This is a genomic window from Couchioplanes azureus, assembly GCF_014648355.1.
Classification (GTDB): Bacteria; Actinomycetota; Actinomycetes; order Mycobacteriales; family Micromonosporaceae; genus Actinoplanes; species Actinoplanes azureus.
Map to the genome: position 1 here is coordinate 1 of NZ_BMQY01000015.1, position 25,906 is coordinate 25,906.

Genomic DNA, 25,906 nt, shown 5'->3' on the forward strand with positions numbered 1-25,906 from the left:
GTCGGCGCGACCCTGCTGATCGCGGCGCTGTCGATGAGCGTGTGGGCGCACCACATGTTCTCCACCGGCCAGGTGCTGCTGCCCTTCTTCAGCCTGCTCAGCTTCCTGATCGCGGTGCCCACCGGCATGAAGTTCTTCGTGTGGATCGGCACCATGTGGCGCGGGCAGATCAGCTTCGAGTCGCCGATGCTCTTCGCGATCGGCTTCATGGTCACGTTCCTCTTCGGTGGCCTCTCCGGCGTGCTGCTGGCCTCGCCCCCGATCGACTTCCACGTGTCGGACTCGTACTTCGTCATCGCGCACTTCCACTACGTGCTGTTCGGCACGATCGTGTTCGCCGTGTTCTCCGGCATCTACTTCTGGTTCCCGAAGATGTTCGGCCGGATGCTCGACGACCGCCTCGGCAAGGTCCACTTCTGGCTGACCTTCCTCGGCTTCCACACCACCTTCCTGGTGCAGCACTGGCTCGGCACCGAGGGCATGCCCCGCCGGTACGCCGACTACCAGGCCGACGACGGCTTCACCACACTGAACATGATTTCCACCGTCGGGTCCTTCGTGCTCGGCACGGCCACGCTGCCGTTCCTCTACAACGTGTGGAAGTCCTACAAGGCCGGTCAGCTCGTCACGGTCGACGACCCCTGGGGGCACGGCAACTCGCTGGAGTGGGCGACCTCGTCGCCGCCGCCGCTGCGCAACTTCGACCGCATGCCGCGCATCCGCTCGGAGCGCCCGGCGTTCGACGCCAAGTTCCCCGAGCTGGCCGCCGGCGAGCAGTCCCTCGCCGGCCCGCCCGAGGGCGGCGCCCGCCCGCTCACCAGCGAGTCCGACGGCGGAGCCACGTACCAGGAGGACGTGAGCACCGACCGGGACCGGTAGCCGGTGCCGGACCCACCGCCGACTGCTCCGGCCCGGCGCTAGGGGCCGCTCCTGGCGCGAACCCCCGGGCCAGGGCCCGCATCAGGTCCGCCACCAGGGTAAGCGCGCCGCGGATGTGCGGCCGGTCGGCCGTACAGGGTCGATGTGAGGGAGAGAACAGTCGTGACTTCGGTATCCGATACCGGCCGCAAGTCCCCGGCCGGGCTGGTTCGTGTCCTCGGCATGCTGATCGTCGTCGCCGGCGCGATCATGGTGATCGCCGGTGCGGTCACCTGGTTCACCGTGTCCAGCCAGCTCGCCGACGAGAAGATCACCGTCTCGGCGGACGCCGACAGCTTCGCGGGCGAGAAGATCGACGGGCCGCTCACCGCCTACGCCGAGGCGCAGGTCATCGAGAAGCACGCGCTGACGGCCAGCGGCGGCAAGACGTACGCCGAGCTGGCCAAGGAGGACCCCAAGAGGGAGGTGGTGATGACCGGCTCGTTCCTGCGGTCGTCGCTGTTCACCTCGGTCGTGTCGTTCGGCCTGGCCGCGCTGGCGGCGGGTCTCGGCGTACTCATGGCGCTGATCGGATATGCCCTGCTGCTGGTGGGCAAGCACCTGGCACCCGCGGCTCCGCGCGACGTCTGACGTTTCGCCGAAAATCTTCACGACGGGCCCGTCAGTGCCGAAGGGGCACATGTGGCTGCCGGACGTCGCCCGCCACCGGGCTCAGCAGGCGTCGACGAGCCCGGTCCGCTGACCGGGCCCGTCGTCGTGGGCGAGCTCGGCCGCGGCGCTCACGCCGTCGTGCACCGGGTACGGCTGCGCGGTGCCGAGTACGCGATGAAGGTGCTCCAGCCGTCCGGCGGTGACGCCGAGGAGGCACGCGTCAGGGCCTTCCGGCGCGAGGGTGCCCTGCTCGCCTCGATCGACCATCCCGGGGTGGCCCGGGTGCACGAACGGGGCGAGCTCGACGGCCGGCCGTACCTGCTGACGGATCTGGTCGAGGGCGAGTCCCTCAGCGCGCTGCTGGCCGGGGGCCGGTTGCCGGCCGAGCGGGCGGTGCGGATCGGTATCGAGATCACCTCGGCGCTGGCGGCGGCACATGCGGCCGGTCTGGTGCACCGGGACGTGACCCCGCACAACATCATCGTGGGCACCGACGGCATGGCGCGGCTGGTGGACTTCGGGCTGGCCACCCGGGTCGGCGACGCCGACGTCGACATGGTCGCCGGTACGCTCGCCTACTGCTCGCCGGAGCAGGCGGGAATGCTGCGCCGGCAGGTCGACGGGCGCAGCGATCTCTACAGTCTCGGGGCGGTGCTCTACGAGTGCCTGACCGGAAGTCCGCCGTTCGTGGCGGCGGATCCCGGCGCCCTGCTGCAGTTGCACGCCACGGCGCCGGTACCCGACCCGCGCCGGTCGACGGCCGGGCTCGGCGGCGGGCTGGCGTCGGTCGTCGTCCGGCTGCTGGCCAAGGACCCGGACGACCGCTACCAGAGCGCCGGCGGGCTGCTGGCCGACCTGCGCCGGATCGCCGCCCAGCCGGACCTGGGGGAGTTTCCGCTCGGCACCCGCGACCGGCTGGCCCGCGCGCGGCAGACGCCGAGACTGGTGGGCCGGGACGACGACGTCGCCACGCTGATGGGCCGCTGGGCGCGGGCCGCCGGGGGACAGGGCGGGGTGGCCCTGGTCCGCGGCGCTCCCGGCGCCGGCAAGAGCCGGCTGGTACACGAGCTGACCGTCGCGGTGGAGCGGGCGGGCGGCCTGGTGCTGCACGGCAAGAGCTCGCCCGACGACGCGCAGCCGCTCACCCCGCTGCGGGCCGCCGTCGACGGGTACGTGCGCACCCTGCTCGCCGGGCCCGCCGAGTCGGTGCCGGCGGCGGTCGAGCGCCTGCGCGCCGTGGTCGGAGCGGGCGCCTCGCTGGTGAAGAACCTGTCGCCGGCCCTGGCCGAGGTCCTCGCGGTGCCCGACGCGGTCGGCGAGGTCGGCCAGGAGCAGTACACCGCCGCCGTGGCGTCGCTGGTGGTGGATCTGGCCCGCGCGGCCGGCAAGGCGGTGCTGCATCTCGACGACGGTCAGTGGTTCGACGAGGCGACCCGCCGGGCTCTCGAGCAGGTCGTGGCCCGGCTGGACGACGCGCCGCTGCTGGTGGTGATCACCGCCCGCGACGATGCGCCGAGCGCCGCCTCGGTGGCCGCGCTGCGCGGCAGGCTGGGACCCGCCGTCGACACCGACGTGGCGCTGCGGCCCCTCGACGCCGACGCGGTCGCCCGGCTGGTGGCGGCGGTGAGCGGTGGCATGAGTGTCGACCCGGGGGACGCCCGGCGGCTCGCCGCGCGCAGCGGCGGCAACCCGTTCACCCTGTTGCAGTACCTGCGGGCGATCATCGACGCCGGGCTGGCCCGCCCGGTGTGGGGGGTGTGGCACGTCGATGCCGGCGGCCTCGACGACCTCCATCTCCCCGAGGACGCCGCGGAGCTCGTGCTGCAGCGGGTCGACGCCCTCGACGCCGACGCCCGGCGGCTGCTCGGTGTCGCCGCCGTGGTCGGCTCGCAGTTCGACCCGCACCTCGTGGCCCAGGTGGCCGGCACCGACCAGCTGCGGGCGGTGCTCACCGAGGCGGTCTGGCACGGGCTGGTCGAACCGCGCGCCGCCGGCCGGTACGCGTTCGTGCACGACCGCATCCGCGAGGCCATGCTGCGCCCCTTCGACGAGGCCACCCAGCGCCGGTTGCACGACCGGATCGCCGACGTCCTGGAGGCGTCGGGCGACCCGGACCCCGAGACCGCGTACGCCCTCGCCCGGCACACCGCCGACGGCGACCCGTTCTACCGCCCGGACCGGCGCTTCCAGGCCGCCTACGCCGCGGGCCGCCGGGCGCTGGCCGACCACGCGCCCGCCACCGCCCTGACGTTCCTGCAGCGCGCCGCGGCGGCCGCCCCGGAGGCGTCGATCACGCCGGACTGCGCGTTCCATCAGACTCTGGCGGTCGCCTACCACGCCGCCGGCCGGTTCGCCGACGCGGAGGAGGCCCTCGACCGCGCCCTCGCGGTCGCCGCCACGCCGCTGGACCGGGCCCGTACGCTGCTGCTGCTCGCCGGCGTGGAGGACAGCGCCTGGAACAGCGTCCACCCGGTGGCGACCGTGGAGCGCGGCCTGGCCGAGCTGGGGCGGCCGTCGCCGCGCCACGGCCTGGCGCTGATCCTGCTCACCCTCGCGATGTTCGCCGGCGGTCTGCTGATCCGCCTCACCGGGATCGGCTACGGCACGGTCCGCGGCGAGCGGCGGGAAAAGCTGGCCCTCCGGGCGGCGTTGCACAACTACGCGTCCGCGGCCTGCATCAGGGAGATGCGCCCGACCCACGCCATCACGTACGTGCTGCGCAACTTCTACCTGGCCAACCGGCTCGGCCGTACTCCCGAATCCGCCCGGTCCTTCACCTCGCTGGCGATGCTGATGCGCCCGGTGGGCCTGTACCGGCTCGCCGACCGGGTGTCCGGCATCGGTGCCCGGATGGCGGAGCGCCTCGGCGACCCGGTCCTTTCCGCGACGCTCGACTGGATGACCGACCTCAGCCGGCACGGCGTCGGCCGCGACGAGGGGCGCAGCATGCGCGACGTGCTGGAACGCCACCACCGATGGCTCGACGAGGGCCTTGCGCTGGACTGCTACGCCGTCCTGCGCTGGGACTGGCTGCTGCGCGGCGACATGGCCGAGACCGAGGCCGGTTTCGCGCGCGGCAACGCCCGCGCGGAGGCGGCCGGGCAGTCCGGTCGCAGCGGCGTGCTGGCGACGGACGCCTGCCTGTACGCGCTGCGCGGACGCAACGGGGAAGCGGCCGCCGAGCTGCGCCGGGTGGACCACGACGACGCCCCCCGCCACCAGCGCGTCGACGCCCTCATCGCCCGGGTGCAGAACGCCGTGGAGCAGCGCGACCTCGGTGCCTCCTTCGACGACGCGGTCGCCGAGTTCGATGCGCTCCGGCTACGGCTGATCGACGTCGTGCCGTCCCAGCACAGTTTCCAGGTCTACCAGGCGTACGGCCGCATCGAGCAGCTGCGCCGCGCGACCCCCGAGGAGCGGCCCGCGCGCCTGGACCAGGCCCGGCGGGCGGTCGCCATCCTGGGCCGGGTCACCGAGCGGCCCCTGCTGGCCGCGCACCACCGGGTCGTCCAGGCGGCCCTGTGCCTGCTGGGGTCCGCGCCGGCCCGGCGGTTCGCGCGGCGGCGCCCGGCCGGCCCGGACGCGGCGCTCGCCCTGCTCGCCGAGGCGGAGCCGGTCCTGCGGAAGGTCGACTCCCCGCTGGTGGCCTTCGAGGCGGCGCTGGTACGGGCCCGCGCCTACGCGGCCCTGGGCACCGACGGGGAAGCGCGCCGGCAGGCGGAGCACGCGCTGCGGATCGCCGAGTCGCAGGGGTGGCCCCACCGGGCGCGCTGGGTGACCGCGGAGTTCCCGCAGGCGCCGGGCACCGGGACGGTGTACCAGTCCACCACCCACCGGGTCTCCCCGGACAGCCGCGCCGCCGCGCGCTGGAAGGCGCTGGAAGAGATCAGCATCGCCGCCTCCCGGGTCCTCGATCCGACGAGGCTGGGCCGCATCGCGCTCGACGAGACGATCCGCATCCTGGGTGCCGAACGGGCCTTCCTGCTGCTGTACGAGGCCGAGACGGACGTCCTGACCCCGCACGTCGGGCGCGACGCGGCCGGCAACGACCTGGCCGAGCTGACCAACTACAGCGCCAGCCTGGTCGACCGGGTGGCCCGCGACGGCCGGGCCGTGGTGGTCACCGGGACCGAGGAAGGCGCCGCGCTGGGCGCGCAGAGCGTCGTCGCGTACGGGCTCCGCAGCGTCCTCGCGGCCCCGCTGCAGCTCGACGGGCGCCCGCTCGGCGTCGTCTACCTCGACAGCCGGGTCGCCAAGGGAGTCTTCACCGACGACGACGTGGAGATCCTGACCGCGATCACCCATCACGTGGCCGTCGCCCTGGACACCGCCCGGGCGGCACAGCTCGAGGTCGCCGTCGAGGCGGCCAACCGCCGGCGGGACCTCGCCGAGACGCTGCGGTCGGTGATGAACCACCTCGCCGACACTCTCGACCCCGACGTGGTCCTGCGCCGCCTGGTGGAGACCGCGACCGACACCCTGCGCGCGGACCGGGCCTGGCTGCTGACGGGCCGGGCCGGCGACTCCACCTGCGCGGCACTGCCCGCACCGGATGCCTCCTGGGAGGTCCACGACACCTGCGCGGAGACGGCGGCGCTGTTGTCCCTGCCCGAACCCACCGCGGCGCCCGGCACCGTCGCCTGGCCGCCGATGCTCGGCCCCGAGCCCGGCGGCTGGCTCGCCCTGCCCCTGGCCAGCGGTGAGGACCGGCACGGGGCGCTCCTGCTGGCCGCGGCCCTCGGCGCGGGCTACGGCGAGGACGACGTGCACCTCGGTGCCACGCTCGTCGGCCAGGCCATGACCGCGTACGACAAGGCCCGCCTCTTCACCCAGATGCACCACCTCGCGACGGTGGACAGCCTGACCGGCCTGGCCAACCGCCGGCACCTGTTCGAGGCGGCCGCCCGGGAGATCGCGCTGGCCAGACGGCGCGCCACCAGGCTCGCCGCGGTCCTGGTCGACATCGACCATTTCAAGCGCATCAACGACACGTACGGCCATCAGGTGGGCGACGAGGTCATCCGGGCCGTGGCGACCCGGATGAAGATCGGCCTGCGGGACAGCGACGTGGTCGGCCGGTACGGCGGCGAGGAGTTCGTCCTGCTGCTGCCCGACTGCGGCGACGGTGCCCCGGACGCCGCCGAACGGCTGCGCGCCCGGGTCGCCGGCGGCCCGGTGCCGACAGCGGCCGGCCCGGTCGACGTCACCATCAGCGTGGGCGTGGCGCACCTGCGTACCGACGAGGTGGACGCCGACACCCTGCTGGGCCGGGCGGACGCGCGCCTGTACCGGGCCAAACAGGCCGGTCGCAACAGGGTCGTCGCAGACGACCGGCCGCTTCCGGCGACCTCGGACGGGTGAGGCCGGGGTTCCCGCAGCGCGCCGCTCCGCGATGTGGCGCGACTGGCTAAGGTGGATCGGGGGTGTGGTGACCATGCACCTCGACGCGCCGGGCCGGCTGACCGCGCGCCGTGCCCCCGTGGTGCCGGACAGCCTGTCCAGCACCGACCACGCCGTGCTCGACGAGGTGTTCGGCCCGGGCGCCGAGGCGCGGTTGGCGCCGTACAGCCACGGCCGTGTCCCCGCCGCCCTCTGTGGCCGTGCGGCGGACCGGGCCCGGGCGGCCGGGCTGTGGCGGCATCACCGCCCGGTACGCCGCCACCTGCTGATCGCCGGGCTGGTCGCGCTGCTCGTCGTGCCGTGCGTGGGCGCCGTGTGGATGGCCGTCAGGGGCGAGAACGCCCTGATCCTCAACGTTCTGTCGACCATCGCGATCGTCCTCGCCGCCGTCACGCTGTACTCCCGGATCATCGGTTTGGGCTACGACCGGAGGTTCACCCCGCAGGGACAACGGGCCATGGCCGAGGTCGCGGCGCGGCACGAAGCCCTCCGGCGTCGTGACGTCGCCCTGTCCCTGGCCGACGCCTTCGCGGTGGAAGGAGCCGACCTGCGGCAGTGGCCGGGCCTGACGGCCGCGCAGCCACCCCCATGGCTCACCGGCGTCGCGTGGCAGCCCCCGCACGCGCCGGAGCGGCAACGCGCGAACATCGACGCGCTGTACGAGGTGATCGACGCGATGGACGGGGCCCTCCGGCCACCACCGAACTCCGGCACGCGGGAGATCGGCGGCGGCGGCGGAGGCGGCTCCTGACCGCGTAGCCGGCAAAAGCTTCGAATTACGGGTAAGGGGAGGCGGTGGGTGCAAGGCTCGATCACGCATGTCGAAGCGAGTGAGGAGACGTCATGGTGAAGATCGCGATCGTGGTGGGCAGCACGCGCCCGGGCCGCAACGGTGAGGCGGTGGCCCGGTGGGTGTACGAGCTGGCGGGCAGGCGGAGCGAGGCGCAGTTCGAGCTCGTCGACCTCGCGGAGTTCGACCTGCCGCTGCTGGACGAGCCGGTGCCGCCGTCGATGGGGCAGTACAGCAAGGAGCACACCAAGCGGTGGGCGGCCAAGGTCGCCGAGTTCGACGGATACGTGTTCGTCACCCCGGAGTACAACCACTCCACGTCGGGGGCGCTGAAGAACGCCCTGGACTACCTGTACGCGGAGTGGAACAACAAGGCGGCCGGGTTCGTCTCCTACGGTTCGGCCGGCGGGACCCGCGCGGTGGAGCAGTTGCGGCTGATCGCCGCCGAGCTGCAGATGGCCACCGTACGGGCCCAGGTGGCGCTGTCGCTGTTCACCGACTTCGAGAACTTCAGCACCTTCCGCCCGTCGGCGCACCACGAGATGGCGATCAACACGATGTTCGAGCAGCTCGTCTCGTGGAGCCGGGCCATGCGGACGGTCCGCGAGCAGAGCCAGATCGCCGCGACGTACCGGTCCTGATCCGGCGCGGGCGCGGCTTCGATGTGGAGGTGGCCGCCCTCCCACGTGGGGACGGCGTCCACCGTCGTGACCAGGATCGACGCGGCCGTGCCGGCGCGGTGGCCGAGGACCGGGCCCCGGGTCCGCGGATCGGGAAGGACACGATCCGATACCAACCCATCGATGTGATGGCCATGAATGGTTAGTGTCTCGCCAGCGGTGACCAGTCGTCGCCGCGTGTGTCCGTACCCATAGGACGAGGTGAGACGATGCGTGCATCAGGGACGCAGGCGACGAGGCTCCGGGCGGTCATCGCCGCCGGTGTCGTCGGGGCGCTGACGATCGGCGCGGCCGGCTGTGCGGAGAGCGACCGCGACAGCGGCAAGGCCGCCGGCGGCGCCTTCATCTTCGCGGGTGCCGGTGACCCGAAGAACTTCGACCCGATCTTCAACGACGACGGGGAGTCGTTCCGGCCGATCCGGCAGATGTACGACACCCTCGTCACCCACAAGCCGGGCAGCGCCGAGCTGGCCGGTGGCCTGGCGGAGAGCTGGTCCAACGACCCGACCGGCAAGGTCTGGACCTTCAAGCTGCGCCAGGGCGTCAAGTTCCACGACGGCACCGCGCTGGACGCCGCGGCGGTCTGCGCGAACTTCGACCGCTGGTACCACATGAAGGGCGAGGCCGCCCAGTCCCAGATGATCTACTACGCCGACGTCTTCGGTGGGTTCGCCGGGAACCCGGACGCCGTCTACGACAACTGCAAGGCGCCGGACGCCTCGACCGCCGTCGTGACGATGAAGAAGTACAAGGGTGCCTTCCCGGGCGCGTTCACGCTCACCGCGTTCTCCATCGCCAGCCCGGCCGCGATGAAGAAGTACGACGCCGACACGGTCACGCAGAACGGCGACTCCTTTTCGTACAGCGCGTTCGCGACCGAGCACCCGACCGGCACCGGCGCGTTCACGTTCGGCGGCTGGAACAAGGCCACCGGCGAGATCACGCTGAACCGCAACCCCGACTACTGGGGCGGCAAGGCGAAGATGGACAAGGTGATCATCAAGATCATCAAGGACGAGAACACCCGGAAGCAGGAGCTGCGCGCCGGCGCGGTGCACGCCATCGACTTCCCGGCCCCCGCCGACCGCAAGGCGCTGGCGGCCGAGGGCTACAAGGTGCTCGACCGGCCCGCCTTCAACATCCTCTACCTGGGCATCAACCAGAAGAACCCGAAGCTCAGGGATCTGCGGGTACGCCAGGCGATCGCGTACGCGCTCAACCGGGCCCAGCTGGTGCAGACCAAGGGCCCGGGCGGCTCGGCGGTGGCCGACGAGTTCCTGCCCAGCTCGGTGCTCGGTCACGCCCCGGACGTGCAGAAGTACGAGTACGACGTGGACAAGGCCAAGCAGCTGCTGGCCGAGGCCGGGGCGACCGGCCTGACGCTCGACTTCTACTACCCGACCGAGGTGTCCCGGCCGTACATGCCGAACCCGCAGGAGATCTTCACCGTGCTGGCGAACGACCTGCAGGCCGCCGGCATCAAGGTCAACGGTGTCCCGCGCCCGTGGAACGGCGGCTTCAAGGACGACGTGCAGCAGTTCGGCAAGCAGGACCTGCACATCCTCGGCTGGACCGGCGACTACAACGACCCGGGCAACTTCGTCGGCACGTTCTTCGGCCGGGCCAAGACCGAGTTCGGCGACCAGTCGATGACCGAGATGTTCACCGCCATCGGCAAGGCCGACGCGACCGTCGAACCGGCGGCCAAGAAGGCGGCCTTCGAGCAGGTCAACCGCGACCTCGCCGCCAAGTGGCTGCCGGCCGTGCCGATCTGGCACGCCCCGCCGGCCCTGGTCACCACGAAGAACGTCGAGGGCTTGGTGCCGAGTCCGCTCACCGCCGAGAAGTTCGACACCGTCTCGCTCACCAAGTAGGCCGGTAGTCATCGGCACCGCCGTGGCCCGGACCGGGACGACCCCCAGGTCCGGGCCGTCCGGCGCGAACTGACAAGGATGCGTCGTTCTCCATGGTGAGAGTCATCGTGCGCCGCCTGCTCCAGCTGGTCGTCACCCTGATCGCCCTGACGACCCTGGTCTTCTTCTGGCTGCGCAGCCTTCCCGGCGGACCCGTCGACGCGTTGCTGGGCGAGCGCGCGACCCCGCAGACCCGCGAGTTGCTGACCCGGGCCCTCGGCTACGACCAGCCGATCTGGGTCCAGTACGGCCGCTTCCTCAGAAACGTGGTCACCGGCAACTTCGGCAACTCCATCCGCACCGGCGAGCCGGTGATGGACGTGATCGGCCGGTCCTTTCCCGCGACCATCGAACTGGCCGTCGCGGCGATCGTCATCGCCGTCGGGCTGGGCATCCCGCTGGGCTACCTCGCGGCCCGGTACCGCGGGCGGCTGCTGGACCACGCGACCATCATCGTCACCCTGATCGGCATCTCGATCCCGATCTTCTTCCTGGGCTACCTGCTCAAGGACTGGCTGACCCAGGACGTCCACCTCTTCCCGCCGTCCGGGCGGATCACCACCGGCCTGGCGAACACCGACGTGACCGGGTTCTTCGTGCTGGACGGGCTGCTGACCCGCGAGCTGGACGCCTCCGCCGACGCCCTCTGGCACCTGGTGCTGCCGGCCGTCACCCTGGCGACGATCCCGCTGGCGATCATCGTCCGGATCACCCGGGCCAGCGTGCTGGACGTCCTGGACGAGGACTACATCCGCACCGCGGACGCCAAGGGCCTGCGCAACGCCACCATCCGCAAGCGGCACGTGCTGCGCAACGCGCTGCTGCCGGTGGTCACCACCATCGGCCTGCAGACCGGTGCGCTGCTGGCCGGTGCCGTGCTGACCGAGAAGGTCTACAACTGGGGCGGGCTGGGCACGCTGATCACCGACTCGATCAGCGGCAGCCGCGACTACCCGGTGCTGCAGGCCCTGATCCTGCTCGCCGCGATCGTCTTCGTCGTGGTCAACCTGCTCGTCGACCTCTCGTACGCGATCATCGACCCCAGGGTGCGTGTGCAGTGAGCGGAACCGGGGGAATCTCGACGCTCGCCGACCACAAGCGCCGCCGCATCGACGAGCTGACCGCGCGGACCGCCGACGCCGGCGGGGTCAGCCTCGTCCGTGAGGCCGGTCGCCGGCTGCTGCGCGACCCCGCCGCGATCGTGGGCGCGGTCATCATCCTGCTGTTCCTCGTCGTCGCGATCTTCGCGCCGCTGGTGGCGCCGCACGACCCGGTGCAGCAGTTCCCGGAGCTGACCCGGGACCTGACCGTCGACTCCATCCCGGGCACCACCGCCGGGCATCCGCTCGGCAGCGACCCGCTGGGCCGCGACTTCGCCTCCCGGATGATCCACGGCGCCCGGCAGACGCTGTTCGTCGGCGTCCTGGCCACGCTCATCGGCCTGCTGCTCGGCGTGCTGCTCGGCGCGGTCGCCGGCGCGCTCGGCGGCGCGGTGGACGTGCTCATCATGCGGATCACCGACGTCATGCTGGCCCTGCCCAGCCTGCTGCTGGCGATCACCCTGGTCGCCCTGGCCAGCGAGTCCTCGCAGTGGACGGTGATCATCGCGGTCGCGGTGGTGAACGTGCCCGTCTTCGCCCGGCTGCTCCGCGGATCGATGCTGGCGCAACGGGAGAGCGATCATGTGCTCGCGGCCCGCGCCCTGGGCGTGAAGCGGCGGGACATCGTGCTGCGGCACATGCTGCCCAACTCGCTCACCGCGGTCATCGTGCAGGCCACCCTGACCTTCGCGGTGGCGATCCTGGACGCGGCCGCGCTGTCGTTCCTGGGCCTCGGCGACCCGGACATCAACCGGGCCGAGTGGGGCCTGATGCTCGGTGTGGACGGCGTCCGATACTTCGAGGTCCGCCCCGAACTGGCCTATTTCCCGGCGCTGGCCGTCATTCTCGTGGCCCTCGGCTTCACCCTGCTCGGCGAGAGCATGCGCGAGGCGCTCGACCCGAAGAACCGGCGGTGATCTGTCATGCCTCTGCTCGACGTTCGTGATCTGTCGGTCGTCTTCCGGCGCAAGGGCGCCAGGCCCTTCGCCGCGGTGGACGGGGTCGGCTTCTCCGTGCAGCCCGGCCAGACGGTCGGGCTGGTCGGCGAGTCCGGCTGCGGCAAGTCGGTGACCAGCCTGGCGATCATGGGTCTGCTGCCGCGCCGCGGCACCAGGGTCACCGGCGAGGTCCTCTTCGACGGCAGCGACCTGCTCAGGCTGCGCCCGCAGGAGCTGCGGGACCGGCGCGGTCGCGACATCGGCATGATCTTCCAGGACCCGCTGTCCTCGCTGAACCCGGTGATCCCGCTCGGCCTGCAGGTGGCCGAGGTGCTCGAACGCCACCAGGGCCGGACCCGGCAGGCGGCGCTGAGGGAGGCCCGGGCCCTGCTCGACGCGGTCGGCATCCCGGACCCGGCACGGCGGCTCCAGGAGTTCCCGCACCAGCTCTCCGGCGGCATGCGGCAGCGGGCGCTGATCGCCATCGCCCTGGCCTGCAAGCCGCGCCTGCTGATCGCCGACGAGCCGACGACGGCGCTGGACGTGACCATCCAGGCGCAGATCCTCACGCTGCTCAAGGAGCTGGTCGACCGGTCCGGTACGGCGCTCGTGATGATCACCCACGACCTCGGGATCGTGGCCGGCCTCTGCGACACGGTCAACGTCCTGTACGCCGGCAAGGTGGTCGAGCGGGCCGGACGCCACGACTTGTTCGCGGACCCGCGGCACCCGTACACCCATGGGTTGCTGCAGTCCGTGCCCCGGCTCGATGCCGACCGCGGCGGGCGGCTGCACCAGATCCGCGGCTCGGTCGGCGACAACATCCCGTGGTCCGAGGGGTGCGCCTTCGCGCCGCGCTGCGACCGGGTGAACGACGCCTGCATCGGCGAGACGGTGCCGCTCGAGCCCACCGTGCGCGGCGGCGCGCTGCGGTGCACGAACCCCGTTGCGCAGGAGGTGCCGGCGTGAGCGAACCACTGCTCCAGATCGACGACCTCAAGGTCCACTTCCCGATCAAGAGCGGACTGCTCTTCGACCGTACGGTCGGCCACGTCTATGCCGTCGACGGGGTGTCGCTGAAGGTCGAGCGGGGCGAGACCTACGGCCTGGTCGGCGAGTCCGGGTGCGGCAAGTCGACGCTGGGCCGCGGCCTGCTGCGGCTGGTCGAGCCGACCAGCGGCGGCATCACCTTCGACGGCACGGACGTCCGCGCGCTTCAGGGCGAGCGGATGCGGCTGTTCCGCCGGCGCATGCAGATGGTGTTCCAGGACCCGATGTCGAGCCTGGACCCGCGGCAGTCGGTGGAGTCCCTGCTCGTCGAGGGCCTCCGGGCGCATGGCCTGCACAGGGACAAGGCGGGGGCGCGGAGGCGGCTGACGTCCACCCTGGACTCGGTCGGCCTGCCCGCATCGGCGCTGCGCAAGTACCCGCACGAGTTCTCCGGCGGGCAGCGGCAGCGGATCGGCATCGCCCGGGCCCTGGTGCTCGGGCCCGAGCTCATCGTGGCCGACGAGCCGGTGTCCGCGCTCGACGTGTCGATCCAGGCCCAGGTGGTCAACCTCCTCGGCGACCTGCAGGAGTCGCTCGGGCTGACCTACCTGGTGATCGCGCACGACCTGGCGGTCGTCCGGCACATCTGCGACACCATCGGCGTGATGTACCTGGGCTCGCTGGTCGAGGAGGCGGACGGCGACCAGCTGTACGAGCGCCCGCTGCACCCGTACACCCGGGCCCTGCTGTCGGCCGTGCCCATCCCCGACCCGCAGGTGGAGGACCGGCGCGAGCGGATCCTGCTGGCCGGCGACCTGCCGTCGCCGGCCGCCCCGCCGAGCGGATGCCGGTTCCGCACGCGCTGTCCCTGGTCGCAGCACCGCTGCGCCGAACAGCGCCCGGAGCTGCGGGTGTTCGACCGGTCGGGACAGCGGGTGGCCTGCCACTTCGCCGAGGAGATCCGCAGCGGTGAGCTGACGGCGCACGAGGTGCGTGTGGAGCTCGTCCGCCCGGATGCGGACCCGGCCCCGGACGTGGGCGCCGAGCTGATCCAGACCCGGACGGACCTGCCCGCGCCGTAGCCGGTTCCCGCCGCCGTCAGGACGTCGCGAAGAACAGGGTCGGGTCGGACCACTTCACCCGGGCCGAGGGCGGTGCCAGGACGGACACCGCAGCGCCGTTGACGGCCACGGCCGCGGCCGGGTCGAACGGCGCCGACCGCAGCGCGCCGTCCGCGGTGCCGAAGAGCACTCTGTTGTCGACCCACGTCAGCCCTCGGGTCCCGCGCCAGTTGACGCCCGCGGTGGGCAGCACGAAGGTCGTGCAGCCGATGACCGAGCCGTCCGGGGTCAGGTACCGGTAGAACAGCCTGCTGTCGTTGGCCACGGTGTAGTACATCCGGCCGCTCAGGTAGAACGCGCCGGTCATCGCGCCGGCGTTGTACCAGGCGTTGTATCCGCTTCCCAGCCACGGCGCGCCCACGTTGCCGCCGGTGAACATCGAGACGTTCAGCGCCGGTCCCTTGGCCCAGTAGAGCTTGTTGCCCAGGGCGAAGGCCGCACCGCCGTTGGTGAACGCCGGCTGGCTGGTCACGGTCGGCTGACCCACCGTGGCGCCCTCGAGCGGCACCTTGGCGAGCTTGCCGTTGCCCGTACCCAGGTAGAGGAAGCCCTTCGAGCCCTTCGGCGCGTCCTGGGCCGGCACCGTGTGCCCGCCCGAGGCCGGGAAGAACGCCTGGCGGCCGTGGTACTCGCCGGCGACGCCGTCCGAGTCGAAGCCGGCGTAGAGGCCCTTGCCGCCCTTCCACAGCTCCCACACGATCGGCCCCCAGCCGACGGATCCGGCCGGCAGCTTGCCGCCGCCCGACCGCGTCGGATTCCAGACCATCGGGAGACCGTTGCTCGCGTCCAGGGCGCCGAAGCCGAAGCGGGAGACACCGCCCCGGCCCTGGGTGTTGCTGCCGTCGGCGTTGTTCAGCCAGCGGAAATGACCGGCCGCGTAGACCACGCCGTCGGTCACCTCGATCGAGGTGACCGAGTCCCCGCCGGTGAAGTTCACCCAGGTGGCCTGCACGGCGCCGCGGTGGGCCGTCTCGAACCGCGCGACGGCGTCGCAGTACCCGTCGCCGCTGCCACCGTCGGCGGCGATGGCGAAGTAGCTGCCGTCGTCGGAGAAGTCGACGTCACGGGCATAGAACGGGAAGCTCCCGCTCCCGCACGCCGCGACATACCGGTCGGTCCTCCAGTCGGCGACGGCCGGCGTACCGCTCGTGTCGATGACCACGACCTGGTTGCGGTTCTGGCCGTTGACCTTCGTGAAGTTGCCGGTCGCCACGACGGTGCGGCCGTTGGGCGCGACGGCGAGGGCCCACACCAGCTCGGTGCTGTTCGGGTACGGCCGGGCGACGCCGGCGTCGATCCGGAAACTGTTGTCGATGGCGCCGGTGGTGGCGTTCAGCCGGGCCAGCAGCGAGTGCTCGGTGCCGTTGACCCAGTGGAAGGCACCGGCGATGTAGAGGTGGTTCCCGTGCACGACGGTCCGGCGGACCACGCCGCCGTCGGCCCGTCCGGCCCAGCTACCGATCGTCCGGCCCGTGACCGGGTCGATCGCGACCAGGTTCTTGCGGGAGACGCCGTTCACCGTGGTGAAGTTGCCGCCGACGATGAGCTTGCCGTCGGGGCTGACGGCGAGCGACTGCACCGCGTCGTCGAAGGCGGGCGTGAAGCCGGTCTTCAGCGCACCGGTGCTCGCGTCGTACGCGACCAGGTACCTGATCGGGCTGAAGGTGCCGGCACCGGCTGCCTTGATGCCGGTGAAGGAACCGCCGGCGTAGATGGTGTTCCCGATCTGCGTGAACGCTCGGATACTGCCGTTCCGGGCGTGCGGCGTGAAGTCCGCCGGGTCGGCCGAGGCGATCGTCGCGGCCACGGGCTGCGGGACGTACACCGCGACGGCGGGGGCGGCGGTCAGACCGATCGTCAGACCGAGCGCAGCGGCCGGCGCCAGGGCCCTGGTGAGCAGCCGCGGCCGGAGTCGACGCCTTGAGGGCACGGGGTCTCCTCTTCGAGCACGATCTTGTGGCCGGCACCATAGCAAGACGAGCGCGCCACCGTCATGGCTCAATGTTGGAGGTCGGCGGGGATGAAAAGTCCCTGACGCTGCGCGCGCATAGCGGCTACCGTCCGCGACGGCGTGTCCAGTTTCGCCATGATGTCGTCGAGGTGTGCGGCGACGGTACGGGTGGTGACGTCCAGGGCCGCGGCGATGTGCGCAGGGGAGCACCCCTCGACGAGCAGGCCGAGCACCTGCAGCTCGCGCGCGGTCAGGCCGTGCAACGGCGGCGGTGGCGACAGGAGCACCACGACCTGCGCGGGGCTGGCCGGCTGCGGTGGGCAGGCGAGCGCGGTGACCCGCGCCAGCAGCGGCGCATCGTCCATGCCCGGGTCGTCGTGCCGGCACAGGAACGCGGTACGGATCTGGCGGTTGGCCAGCCGCGCCAGCGCGGCGGTGAGCACGGGACCGCGGGGAGCCAGCAGAGCATGACCGGGCAGGCCGGGCAGCACGGTGGTGTCGCCGCCGCGGCTGACGACCACCCCCGCTGTCGCATCCGTCATCAGCGACGCGAGGGCGGACAGGGTGCGGAGCGGATCCACCGCGCGGGCGATGAGTGGCATGGCCATGTGCAGTACCGCGCAGGTGGATTCGCTGGCCGGCCGGGGATCGGCGGTGTTGACGGTGAACAGGCCGAGAAACCGGCCGTCGGCGGTGAACAGGCCACTGCCCAGGCCTTCGCGATAGCCCGCCGGATACAGGTGCTCGGCCCACAGGGGAAGCTCGTCGGGAAGCGGAGTCAGGTCGCTGACCCGCAGCGGGCGGTGACTGCCGTGCAGGTCCATCCGCTCCAGGTCGGTGACCAGCGCCGGGCTGTCCAGATACCGGTGCGCCGCCTCGAAACCTCGGCGGACCAGCGGCACGTGCCGGCGCCGCTCGGCATCGAAGAGGGTGATGAACGCGCCGTCGTAATGGGTGATCCGGCGCAGCGGCTCCATGAGCGCCTGCGCCCGGTCGGTGACGCTGCCCGGGATCGCCGCGACAGCGGCGATCTCCACCATCACCTGCAGCGCCCAGGCGGGCAAGTCGACCATGCGACACCATCCCGAGATGACAGCTGCGCGGCTTGCCGCTCCATTCTGCACCTTGGCGCAGGCGCGACCTAGACGGCGTCCTCCGGGAGGCGAGGAGTTAACCTACCTGTACGTGATCGCACGAGCTGTACGTCTTCGGTGCATCCCGGTGACGTGAGCCTTGGCCGACCACACCGGACAGGACTAGGCCATGAGCGAATTCCGACCCTCGCCCCCGGCGCTGGCCGCCGAGATCGCGGCGATCGCCACCCGGGCGGCGTCTCTGCCCGTACGCGCCGAGGCGCTCCTGCAGGCCGTGCAGCCGGTGATCCGGTTCGATGCCGCGCACCTGGACCTGCTCGACCCCGAGTGCCGGCTCGCCCCGTCGCTGGCCCGCCGCGGCTACCCGGCCGGCGTCGAGCGGCATCTCGACAGTCCTGCCCGCCTGCACGACCTGGAGCTCGCCGGGATACTGCGGCAACGCCGGCCCATGCGGCTGGAGGATTTGCCGGTGCCGCCGGGCGAGATCCGCCTCTGGGCGGAACACCTGCAGCCGGCCGGCTTCGGCAACGGCGTCGGTCTTCCCCTGGTCACCCCCGACGGCCGCTATCTCGGTTTGTTGTGTGCCCACACCGTGACCACCACCGGCCTGAGCGACGCCACCTGCGACCTGCTCGCCGGGCTCGCCCCGTTGCTCGCCCACGTCGTCGATCCGATGAGCACCATGACCTCGCTGGCGTCGGCGGTGACCGACGCGGTCGCCGGCGTCGTCGCCACCCGCGCCGGTGACACCGCACCCCTGCCCGGCCTGCCCGGTCACCCGCTGCTGGCCCCCGGCGCTCCCGTGCTGCGTGAGGCCGTCGACTGCCTGGACGCGGGCGACACCCACGTCACGTTCCTCACCCCGATCCATCCCCGCGGCTACCTCAGGACCACCGTCCTCGGCAGCCAGGATCCGCCTGTCGGGCACCTCCGCGGCGTCGTGCTGTTCTCCCCGCCCGGCGATCTGCACGGCCTCACCCATCGCGACCTGACCGTCGTCGGCATGCTGCTCGCCGGCTGGCCGCTGCAGCGCATCGCCACCCGGCTGCACCTGCCGGCCTTCGCCCTGCTCACCATCCTCGACCACATCCGCGCCGAGCTCGGCGCCCGCACCCGGGACGCGGCCGTCCTGCGCGCGGCCACCCTGGGCACGTACCTGCCTCCACGCCTCAGCCGGCGCCAGCCCGCCTGAGCGGCACCGCGCCGGCGCCGGCCCGGTGCGCGCGGGGTCCGGGCTAGCCCGCCGCACCGCGCTGTCTCCTGTGGTCTCCGCGGGCCAGCGCGGCGATGTCGGCGGCGATCCCGGGCTGCAGCGCGTTCGGCAGATCGTGGCCCATGCCGGGATGCACGACCAGCTTGGCGCCGGCGATCGCGCGCGCGGTCGCCACCCCGCCGGGCAGGCGGACCAGCGGGTCGGCACCACCGTGGACGACGAGTGCCGGCAGGCGGAGCCGGCGCAGGGCCGGGCGCCGGTCCGCCGCGGACACGACCGCCGCCAGCTGACGCCGTACGCCGGCGGGGTCGTGCGCGCGGTCGTAGCTGCGCCGGGCCATCTCTCGCAGCCATTGCTCGTCCCGGCGATACGCGGGTGACCCGATCGCCCGGAAGGTCTCGACGACGTGCCGGGCGGCGTCCTCGCGTCCGGTGGCGGGGCGCCGCAGCAGCGCCGCCATGGCGGGTGGCCGCGGGCGCCCGATCCGGGGGGAGGGGGTGGAGGAGATCGAGGTGAGCGACCGGACCCGCTCGGGATGGCCGGTCGCCACGGTCTGCGCGATCATCCCGCCCAGCGACACGCCGGCCACGTGGGCGCTCTCCCAGCCCAGCGCGTCCATCACGGCCAGGGCGTCCGCGGCCATGTCCGCCAGCGCGTAGCCGGGCCGGCGGCGCAGCGCGAGATCCAGCGGCGAGGGTGGCGGCAGCGCATCGAGGTGGGTCGACAGCCCGACGTCCCGGTTGTCGAACCGGGCGACCCGGAAGCCGTGCTCCGTCAGCAGGGCCCGGAAGTCCTCCGGCCAGAACAGCATCTGCAGGCCCAGGCCCATGATCAGCAGCAGCGGCTCGCCGCCGGCCGGGCCCTCGACCTCGTACGCGATCCGCACGTCACCGTGCCGGGCGAAGTTCTCCGTCATGCCCCGAGCCTGCCGCACCCACCGCCCCGGCGCACCTGCGCGGAAGCGTACACATGCGAGGGTGCCCGGCCGGTGCACCGGCCGGGCGATCGGGCTCAGATGAGCCAGCGGTTCTTCTGCACGAAGGGCAGTCGTGCCCACCGCCGGCCCAGGCCCCAGGTGTGCCCGGCGTAGGTGAGGGCGAGCACGACGGCGACGATGGCGTAGATGACGTGGTAGTCGACGAGGGGGTTGGTGGATCCGCTCGGCTTGCCGGCCGCGGTGTGCTGGGCGAGCGGCCATTCGGCCGCCCACATCAGGGCCATCATCGCGGTGGCGGCGCCGGCGGCGAGACGCATGCCGATGCCGAGGACCAGGGCGAGGCCGATGCCGAGCAGGCCGAGCATGAATCCCCAGTCGGCCCAGGCGTCGCCGGCGATGGCGTGGAAGAAGCCGTCGAGGGGTCCGACGTCGACGCTGGACAGGAAGCCCTTGGTGGGTGATCCGCCGTTGATCCAGGCGCGGGCGGAGGGCGTGGCGTAGCCCAGGCCGAAGGTCTTGTCCAGGAACGCCCACAGGAACACGAGGCCTGTGGAGATGCGCAGCACGGCGAGGGCACGGGCGGCGCCGGTGGTGAGCATGGAGCCCGGTGCCGGAAGCTCGTCGAGGTGTGTCGTCCGGGTACGGTCGATGGTCGTCATGGCTTCTCCTCGGTCGCTCTCTTCGGTGCCGACTCTGCTCCGATGGGGCGATGTGCACCTGAGGACAAGCACCCGACTGGGAAGGACCAAAGTCCCGTCCGGGTAGGTCAGTCCGACGGCTCGCCGCCGGCCCACTGCTTGTAGATCTCCGTGGCGCCGGTGAGGTAGCGCAGCACGGCGGCGCGATCGGTGGGCGGCATGCCGGCGGCCAGGTCGTTGAACGCGGAGATGAGCGACCCGAGGTGCTTGCGCACCTCCTGGACCGCGGCCTGGGACGGCTCCAGCCGCACCCGGCGCCGGTCGGCGAGGTCGCGGCGCCGCTCGACGTGGCCGGCGCGTTCCAGGCGGTCGACGAGCTCGGTCGTCGCCGCCGGGGAGATGCCCAGCCGGGCCGCGAGCTCGCCGGGTCCGAGGGGCTGCCGGGCGAACGCCAGGTGCTCGATCGCGCTGAGGTCGGTGGAATGCAGCTGCATCCGCCGCCCCAGCGTGAGACCGAAGTCGAGCATGACGGTGCGCAGGTCCCGCAGGGCGGCGGTCTCCGGCTCGACTCGCGGCGACCCCGCCGGCCGAACCTGATCTGTCACGTCCCGAGCCTACCAGCCGGAAAGTTCGGCCGTATAATAATTCGGCAGCCGAAGGATTCGGCGGGTGGGAGGACCGATGGAGGCGCTCGCCAGATTCGTGTCGGGACGCGTGACCGCCTGGATCGTCCTCGCGCTCGGCGCCGGGCTGATCGGCGCGCTCTTCGTGCTGCTCCCCGCCGCGGGGCAGGCGCCGCCGCCGGCCTCCGGGCTACCCGCATCCAGCGAGGCCCGGCAGGTGTCGCGGCTGCTGGAGGACTTCCCCGGCGCGGACCGGACCGCCGCGGTGCTCGTGTTCCACCGCGACTCCGGTCTCACCGAGGCCGACCGGGCCGCGATCACCGGCCGGGCGCAGGTCCTCGCCGGACGGGCGGCGGCACCGCAGGCGGTCCGGCCGCGGTTCAGCGACGCGGGCGACGCCGCTCTGGTCCTGGTGCCCCTCGAGGCGGCGGCCGTGGACGCCGACGTCGACGGCGTCGCCGAACGGCTCCGGGCGCAGGCCCGTGCCGGCCTGCCGGACGGCCTCACCGCGCAACTGACGGGTCCGGTGGGCTTTCGCGCCGACATCACCAACGCCTTCGCCGGTACGGACGTCACGCTGCTGGCGGTCACCGCGCTCGTCGTCGCCGTACTGCTGATCGTCACCTACCGCAGTCCGCTGCTGTGGATCGTCCCGCTCGCCGTCGTCGGTGCCGCCGACGGGCTCGCCCGCCTCGTCGTGGCAGCGCTCGCGGACCGGTTCGACATCGCCGTCGACGCGTCCACCTTCGGCATCCAGTCGGTGCTCGTCTTCGGCGCGGGCACCAACTACGCGATGCTGCTCATCGCCCGCTACCGGGAGGAACTCGTCCGCAACGCCGACCGGCACGACGCCATGCGGATCGCCGTACGGTCGGCCGGCCCGACGATCGCGGCCAGCGGCGGCACGGTCGCGCTCAGCCTGCTCACGCTCCTGTTCGCCGAGCTCGCCGGCAGCCGCGCGCTGGGCTTCGCGTGCGCGCTCGGCGTGGTCGTCGCCATCCTGGTCGCGGTGCTGCTGCTGCCCGCCGCGCTCGCGGTGTTCGGCCGCGGGCTCTTCTGGCCCTTCGTGCCGCGGCACGACCCCGCCGCCGCGGACACCACCCGGGGCGGCGTGTGGCAGCGCATCGGCCGGGGGGTCGCGCGCCGGCCGCGTACCGTCGTCGCGGTCTGCCTCGTCGTCCTCGCGGTCGCGTCGCTCGGCCTGACGGGCATCCGCTCCGGGCTGTCGCAGACGGAACAGCTGCTCGGCGACCCGGAGAGCGTACGAGCGCAGCGGGTGCTCGACCGGGCCTTCCCCGCAGGGGTCTCCAGCCAGACCATCGTGCTCGCGCCCGCGTCCGCCGCGGACCAGGCCGCGTCGATCGCCAGGAGCGTGGCGGGCGTCGCCGCCGTCCGCACCGGGCCCACCGCGAACGAACGGACCGAGCTCGACCTGACCCTCGGCGGCGCGCCCGGCACGGCCGCCGCCTTCACCACCATCAGGGCGCTGCGCGACGCCTACGAGCGCGCCCCCGGCCCGGTAGGCTCCACGCTGGTCGGCGGCACCGACGCCACGGCGCTCGACGAGCGCGACGCGATGCGACGCGACCAGCGCATCGTGATCCCGGCGATCCTCGTCGTCGTGCTCCTGATCCTGACCGTGCTGCTGCGCTCGCTCGTGGCGCCCGTGCTGCTGCTCGTCAGCGTGCTGGCCACCTACGCCGCGAGTCTCGGATTGGGCAACCTGCTCTTCCGGAACGTCTTCGGCTTCCCGGCGTTCGACACCCCGGTGCCGCTCTACTCGTTCCTCTTCCTCGTCGCGCTCGGCGTCGACTACAACATCTTCCTCACCGCCCGTGCCCGCGAGGAGCGGGCTCGGCGCGGCACCCGCGAAGGCATGATCGTCGCGCTCGGCGCCACCGGAGGCGTGATCACGAGCGCGGGCGTCCTGCTGGCCGCCGTGTTCGTCGTCCTCGGCGTGCTGCCGGTCGTGGCCCTCGCCCAGAACGGCACGCTCGTCTGCATCGGCGTCCTCATCGACACCCTGCTCGTCCGCACCCTGCTCGTGCCGGCACTCGCGTTCCTCACCGGCGACACCTTCTGGTGGCCGTCACGGCGGCCGCAGACGCCGGCGCCCGCGGGTTCGCCACCCGTCGCGGCGCTCGATCCCGCGTGACCCACGTCAGCCGGTGCGCTTCGGTAGTCTGGGACAGCAGGTCCGATCCGTGGACACGAACGCGGCGGCAACCGGAGGCAGCGTGAGGCCGTCACGACGCGGCGCGGCGAGAGCCCCGTGAGCGGGAACGTCGTCGGGGACGGCGGGTCCCACCGGAGCGGCCCGGCATCGACGTGGGCGGCCGAGCTGGTGTCGGCCAGCGCGGACGGCGTCTTCCTGGCCGACGACGACGGCGTCGTGGTGGAAGTGAACGACGCGTGGACGCGCATGCTCGGCTACGGGCGGGACGGAACCCCGTATCCCCCGCCGTACCCGTGGTGGCCGGTCGGCGACGACGATCCGGACGCCCGGGCGCAGGTGGACGCCGCGCTGGCTCATCTGCTCGGCGAGGGAAGTGGGACCTACGAGGTGCCGCTGCAGCATCGCGACGGCCGGCGGCTATGGGCGTCGATCTCCGTGACGTCGGTGTCGGACCCCGCGACCGGACGCGCGATGCTGGTCGGCACGGTCCGCGACGTCACCCAGGAACGGGCGGCCCGGCTGCGGCAGCAGGAAGTATCCGTACTGACGCAGCATCTGACCGAAGCGGCGTCCGTGGATGCCGTCCTCGCCGTCCTGGTGAAGGGGCTGGGCGCCCTCTTCCACGGCCGGGCGCACGTGACGGCCGCCGACGCCCGTCGACCGGCGGACCCCGCCCACACCAGGCGCTGGACCGAACGCGGCTCGCCGGCCGGCGCCGCCGTACCGGGGATCGGTGCCGCGCTGCGCACGGAGTCGCGACGGTGGGACGTCTGGATCGCCTTCGACCAGCCGCGGCGCGTCGGCTCGGACGAGCACTTGATCCTCGGGCTGCTCACCGCGGCCGCCGGCCAGGCGCTCCAGCGTGTCGAGACCGCCGAGTCCCAGGCCACCATCACGGCGGATCTGCGCCGGGCGGCTGCCACCGCGGCGCAGGAGGCGCAGACATGGCGCGCGGAGGCGGCAGCGCGGGAACGGCAGATCCGCGCAGAGCGCCGGTTCCGCTCACTGGTGGAAGCCGTCAACGCCGTCGTCTGGTCACACAGCCCCGACGGCTCGGTGACCGATCCGCAGCCCTCCTTCGCCGCCTGGACCGGGCAGGCGTGGCCGCATCACGGTGGACTCGGATGGCTCGAGATGGTCCACGCCGACGACCGGGACCGGGTCCGCCGCCTGTGGCGCGACGGCACCGCCGCGGCCGGCGAACGGGAGATCCAGCACCGCCTCTGGCACGCGCACACCGGCGCGTACCGCACCGTCGTCAGCCGTGCCGCCGCGATCCGGGCCGAGGACGGCGCGGTCGTCGAGTGGCTGGAGACGATCACCGACATCCACGACCGGGTGGCCGCCGAGCAGCAGGCCCAGCATGCCGCCGCCATCGTCGACGCGATCCTTCAGGCGTCGCCGGTCGGCTTCGGCTGGGCCGATCCGGACCTGCGGCTGCGGCACGTCAACCCGGCCCTGTGCCGGATCAACGGCCTGGAACGGGACCGGCACCTCGGGCGGCGCCCGACCGACCTGTGGGGCGAGCCGGGTCGTCGCATCGAGGACGCCATGCGGCGCGCCCTGGCCGACGGCCCGGTGACCGGCGTGGAGTTCACCGCACCCGACGGCGACACCGGCCGGCTGTTGCACCGGGTGGCCAGCTACATTCCCATCCGCATCGCCGGCTCGGCCGAGCAGGTCGGCGTCGGCTTCATCGTCGTGGACGTCACCGAGCGCACCCGTCTGCTCCAGGCGCTCGGCGAGCAACGAACCCGGTACGAGCGGCTGGCCGCCATGGACGTGCTCGCCGTGTTCGGCGGCGTCGACGAGGCCATCACCGAAGCCAACGACGCGTTCCTGACCATGCTGGGCTACAGCCGGGACGAGCTCCACGGCGGTGCGCTGCGGTGGCCGGATCTCACACCGCCCGGCTGGGAGGACGCCGACGCCCGGTCTCTCGACGAGCTCTCCGTCAGCGGACGTGCCACGGCCTTTCCGAAGGAGTACCTGCACCGTGACGGCCGGCGGGTGCCCGTGCTCATCGGCGTGGTCGCGCTCGAGCGCAAACCCCTGCGGTGGCTGGCGTACGCCGCCGACCTCACCGCCGAACGGTCCGCGCAGGCGCAGTCGCGGCTCTTCCAGGCCCTGGTGGAACGCTCCGGCGACCTCGTCGCCGTGGCAGGCGCCGACGGCTCTCTGCGCTACCTCAACCCCGCAGGCTCGGCCCTGATCGGCGGCACCAGGCCGGCGAACCTCACCGACCTCGCCGACGAGCAGGTACGCCGGGAATGGCGGGAGTCGCTGCTGCCCGCCGTGCTGCGGACCGGACAGCACCGTACGGAGACCCGGCTGTCCCGCCGGGACACGGACGGTGCCGTCGATGTCGACCTGCAGGCGTTCACGGTGGCCGGCGACGCCGCCGGTGAGACGGCTCTGGCCGTCGTGGCCCGTGACATGACCGAGCGGCAGCGGTCGGTGCGTCGAGCCCACGCTCTCGCACGGTTCGCGGCTGCCCTCAGTTCCGCCGCCGACACGGCCGCCGTCGCCGCCGCGGTGAGTCGGCTGGCGCCCGCGGTGCTCGATGCCCGCGCCGCCGCGATCACCCTGGAGGACGAGCCCGAAGCGACCGGGCCCACCGGCGCGCGGAGCCGGATCCCCCTGTGCCACGGCACCGACAGCTCGGCCCCCGCCCTGCTCATCCGCTGGGACTCGCCGGTCGGCGATGGCGCGGTCCGCAGCCTGCTGCACACCGTCGCGGAACTCACCCGTCAGGCGCTGGAGCGAAGCCAGTTGATCGCCTCCACCACCGCGATGGCCGAGCTGGCCGCCA

General features: G+C 72.7%; 17 protein-coding genes and 1 pseudogene. 13 read left to right on the plus strand and 5 right to left on the minus strand.

Features of this window, described 5'->3' with window-relative positions:
* From IEY99_RS31770 to IEY99_RS31815, 10 genes are all read left to right on the plus strand, one after another.
* Positions 1–879: cytochrome c oxidase subunit I (locus IEY99_RS31770; RefSeq protein ID WP_189207810.1), on the plus strand; the 879-nt coding region annotated here is incomplete at its 5' end.
* A 162-nt stretch (positions 880–1,041) separates the two neighbouring features.
* Entirely contained in the window at positions 1,042–1,509 is a 468-nt protein-coding gene (locus IEY99_RS31775) for an aromatic ring-opening dioxygenase LigA (protein WP_189207811.1), read from the plus strand.
* 51 nt (positions 1,510–1,560) lie between these two features.
* Entirely contained in the window at positions 1,561–6,891 is a 5,331-nt protein-coding gene (locus IEY99_RS31780; RefSeq protein WP_189207812.1) for a diguanylate cyclase, read from the plus strand.
* Positions 6,892–6,955: 64 nt separating this feature from the next.
* Positions 6,956–7,681, plus strand: a complete 726-nt coding sequence (locus IEY99_RS31785; protein WP_189207813.1) for a hypothetical protein — start codon at positions 6,956–6,958, stop codon at positions 7,679–7,681.
* A gap of 92 nt (positions 7,682–7,773) precedes the next feature.
* Positions 7,774–8,361, plus strand: a complete 588-nt coding sequence (locus tag IEY99_RS31790; protein ID WP_189207814.1) for an NADPH-dependent FMN reductase — start codon at positions 7,774–7,776, stop codon at positions 8,359–8,361.
* A 248-nt stretch (positions 8,362–8,609) separates the two neighbouring features.
* On the plus strand, positions 8,610–10,274 hold the full coding sequence (locus tag IEY99_RS31795) for an ABC transporter substrate-binding protein (RefSeq protein ID WP_189207815.1): 1,665 nt from the start codon (positions 8,610–8,612) through the stop codon (positions 10,272–10,274).
* A 92-nt stretch (positions 10,275–10,366) separates the two neighbouring features.
* The gene (locus IEY99_RS31800) at positions 10,367–11,374 is read left to right on the plus strand and encodes an ABC transporter permease (protein ID WP_189207816.1); all 1,008 of its coding nucleotides are present in this window, start codon (positions 10,367–10,369) and stop codon (positions 11,372–11,374) included.
* Positions 11,375–11,388: 14 nt separating this feature from the next.
* Positions 11,389–12,330: an ABC transporter permease gene (locus IEY99_RS31805; protein WP_189207891.1), complete on the plus strand. Its 942-nt coding sequence runs from the start codon at positions 11,389–11,391 to the stop codon at positions 12,328–12,330.
* Positions 12,331–12,336: 6 nt separating this feature from the next.
* Positions 12,337–13,320 carry an ABC transporter ATP-binding protein gene (locus tag IEY99_RS31810; protein ID WP_189207817.1) on the plus strand — a complete coding sequence of 328 codons (984 nt, stop codon included), beginning with the start codon at positions 12,337–12,339 and terminating at the stop codon, positions 13,318–13,320.
* On the plus strand, positions 13,317–14,423 hold the full coding sequence (locus IEY99_RS31815; RefSeq protein WP_189207818.1) for an ABC transporter ATP-binding protein: 1,107 nt from the start codon (positions 13,317–13,319) through the stop codon (positions 14,421–14,423). The genes IEY99_RS31810 and IEY99_RS31815 overlap by 4 nt, the downstream gene beginning before the upstream one ends.
* A 16-nt stretch (positions 14,424–14,439) precedes the next feature.
* Here the strand turns inward: IEY99_RS31815 and IEY99_RS31820 are convergent, their stop codons facing one another.
* Both IEY99_RS31820 and IEY99_RS31825 read right to left on the minus strand, forming a co-directional pair.
* Complete coding sequence (locus IEY99_RS31820; protein ID WP_229799440.1) at positions 14,440–16,392, minus strand: WD40 repeat domain-containing protein; 1,953 nt, start codon at positions 16,390–16,392, stop codon at positions 14,440–14,442.
* Positions 16,393–16,460: 68 nt separating this feature from the next.
* Positions 16,461–17,486 (minus strand): helix-turn-helix transcriptional regulator, encoded by a 1,026-nt coding sequence (locus tag IEY99_RS31825; protein ID WP_189207819.1) that lies wholly within the window; start codon positions 17,484–17,486, stop codon positions 16,461–16,463.
* Between the two features lie 190 nt (positions 17,487–17,676).
* On the opposite strand from IEY99_RS31825, the gene IEY99_RS31830 reads away from it, so the two are divergent.
* Positions 17,677–18,699, plus strand: a complete 1,023-nt coding sequence (locus IEY99_RS31830; RefSeq protein ID WP_189207820.1) for a GAF domain-containing protein — start codon at positions 17,677–17,679, stop codon at positions 18,697–18,699.
* A 43-nt stretch (positions 18,700–18,742) separates the two neighbouring features.
* On the opposite strand, the gene IEY99_RS31835 is transcribed toward IEY99_RS31830, so the two are convergent.
* The 3 genes from IEY99_RS31835 to IEY99_RS31845 form a co-directional block, all read right to left on the minus strand.
* A complete protein-coding gene (locus tag IEY99_RS31835; RefSeq protein ID WP_189207821.1) occupies positions 18,743–19,636 on the minus strand; it encodes an alpha/beta fold hydrolase in 894 nt (297 codons plus the stop codon).
* Between the two features lie 95 nt (positions 19,637–19,731).
* The gene (locus tag IEY99_RS31840; protein WP_189207822.1) at positions 19,732–20,316 is read right to left on the minus strand and encodes a DoxX family membrane protein; all 585 of its coding nucleotides are present in this window, start codon (positions 20,314–20,316) and stop codon (positions 19,732–19,734) included.
* A 107-nt stretch (positions 20,317–20,423) separates the two neighbouring features.
* Positions 20,424–20,900: a MarR family winged helix-turn-helix transcriptional regulator gene (locus tag IEY99_RS31845; RefSeq protein ID WP_229799441.1), complete on the minus strand. Its 477-nt coding sequence runs from the start codon at positions 20,898–20,900 to the stop codon at positions 20,424–20,426.
* A 64-nt stretch (positions 20,901–20,964) separates the two neighbouring features.
* Between IEY99_RS31845 and IEY99_RS31850 the strand changes: the two genes are divergently transcribed.
* Entirely contained in the window at positions 20,965–23,073 is a 2,109-nt protein-coding gene (locus IEY99_RS31850; protein ID WP_229799442.1) for an MMPL family transporter, read from the plus strand.
* Between the two features lie 189 nt (positions 23,074–23,262).
* Positions 23,263–25,140 (plus strand): annotated as a pseudogene (locus IEY99_RS35335) (PAS domain S-box protein); the annotation flags it as partial.
* Between the last annotated feature and the right edge of the window lie 766 nt (positions 25,141–25,906).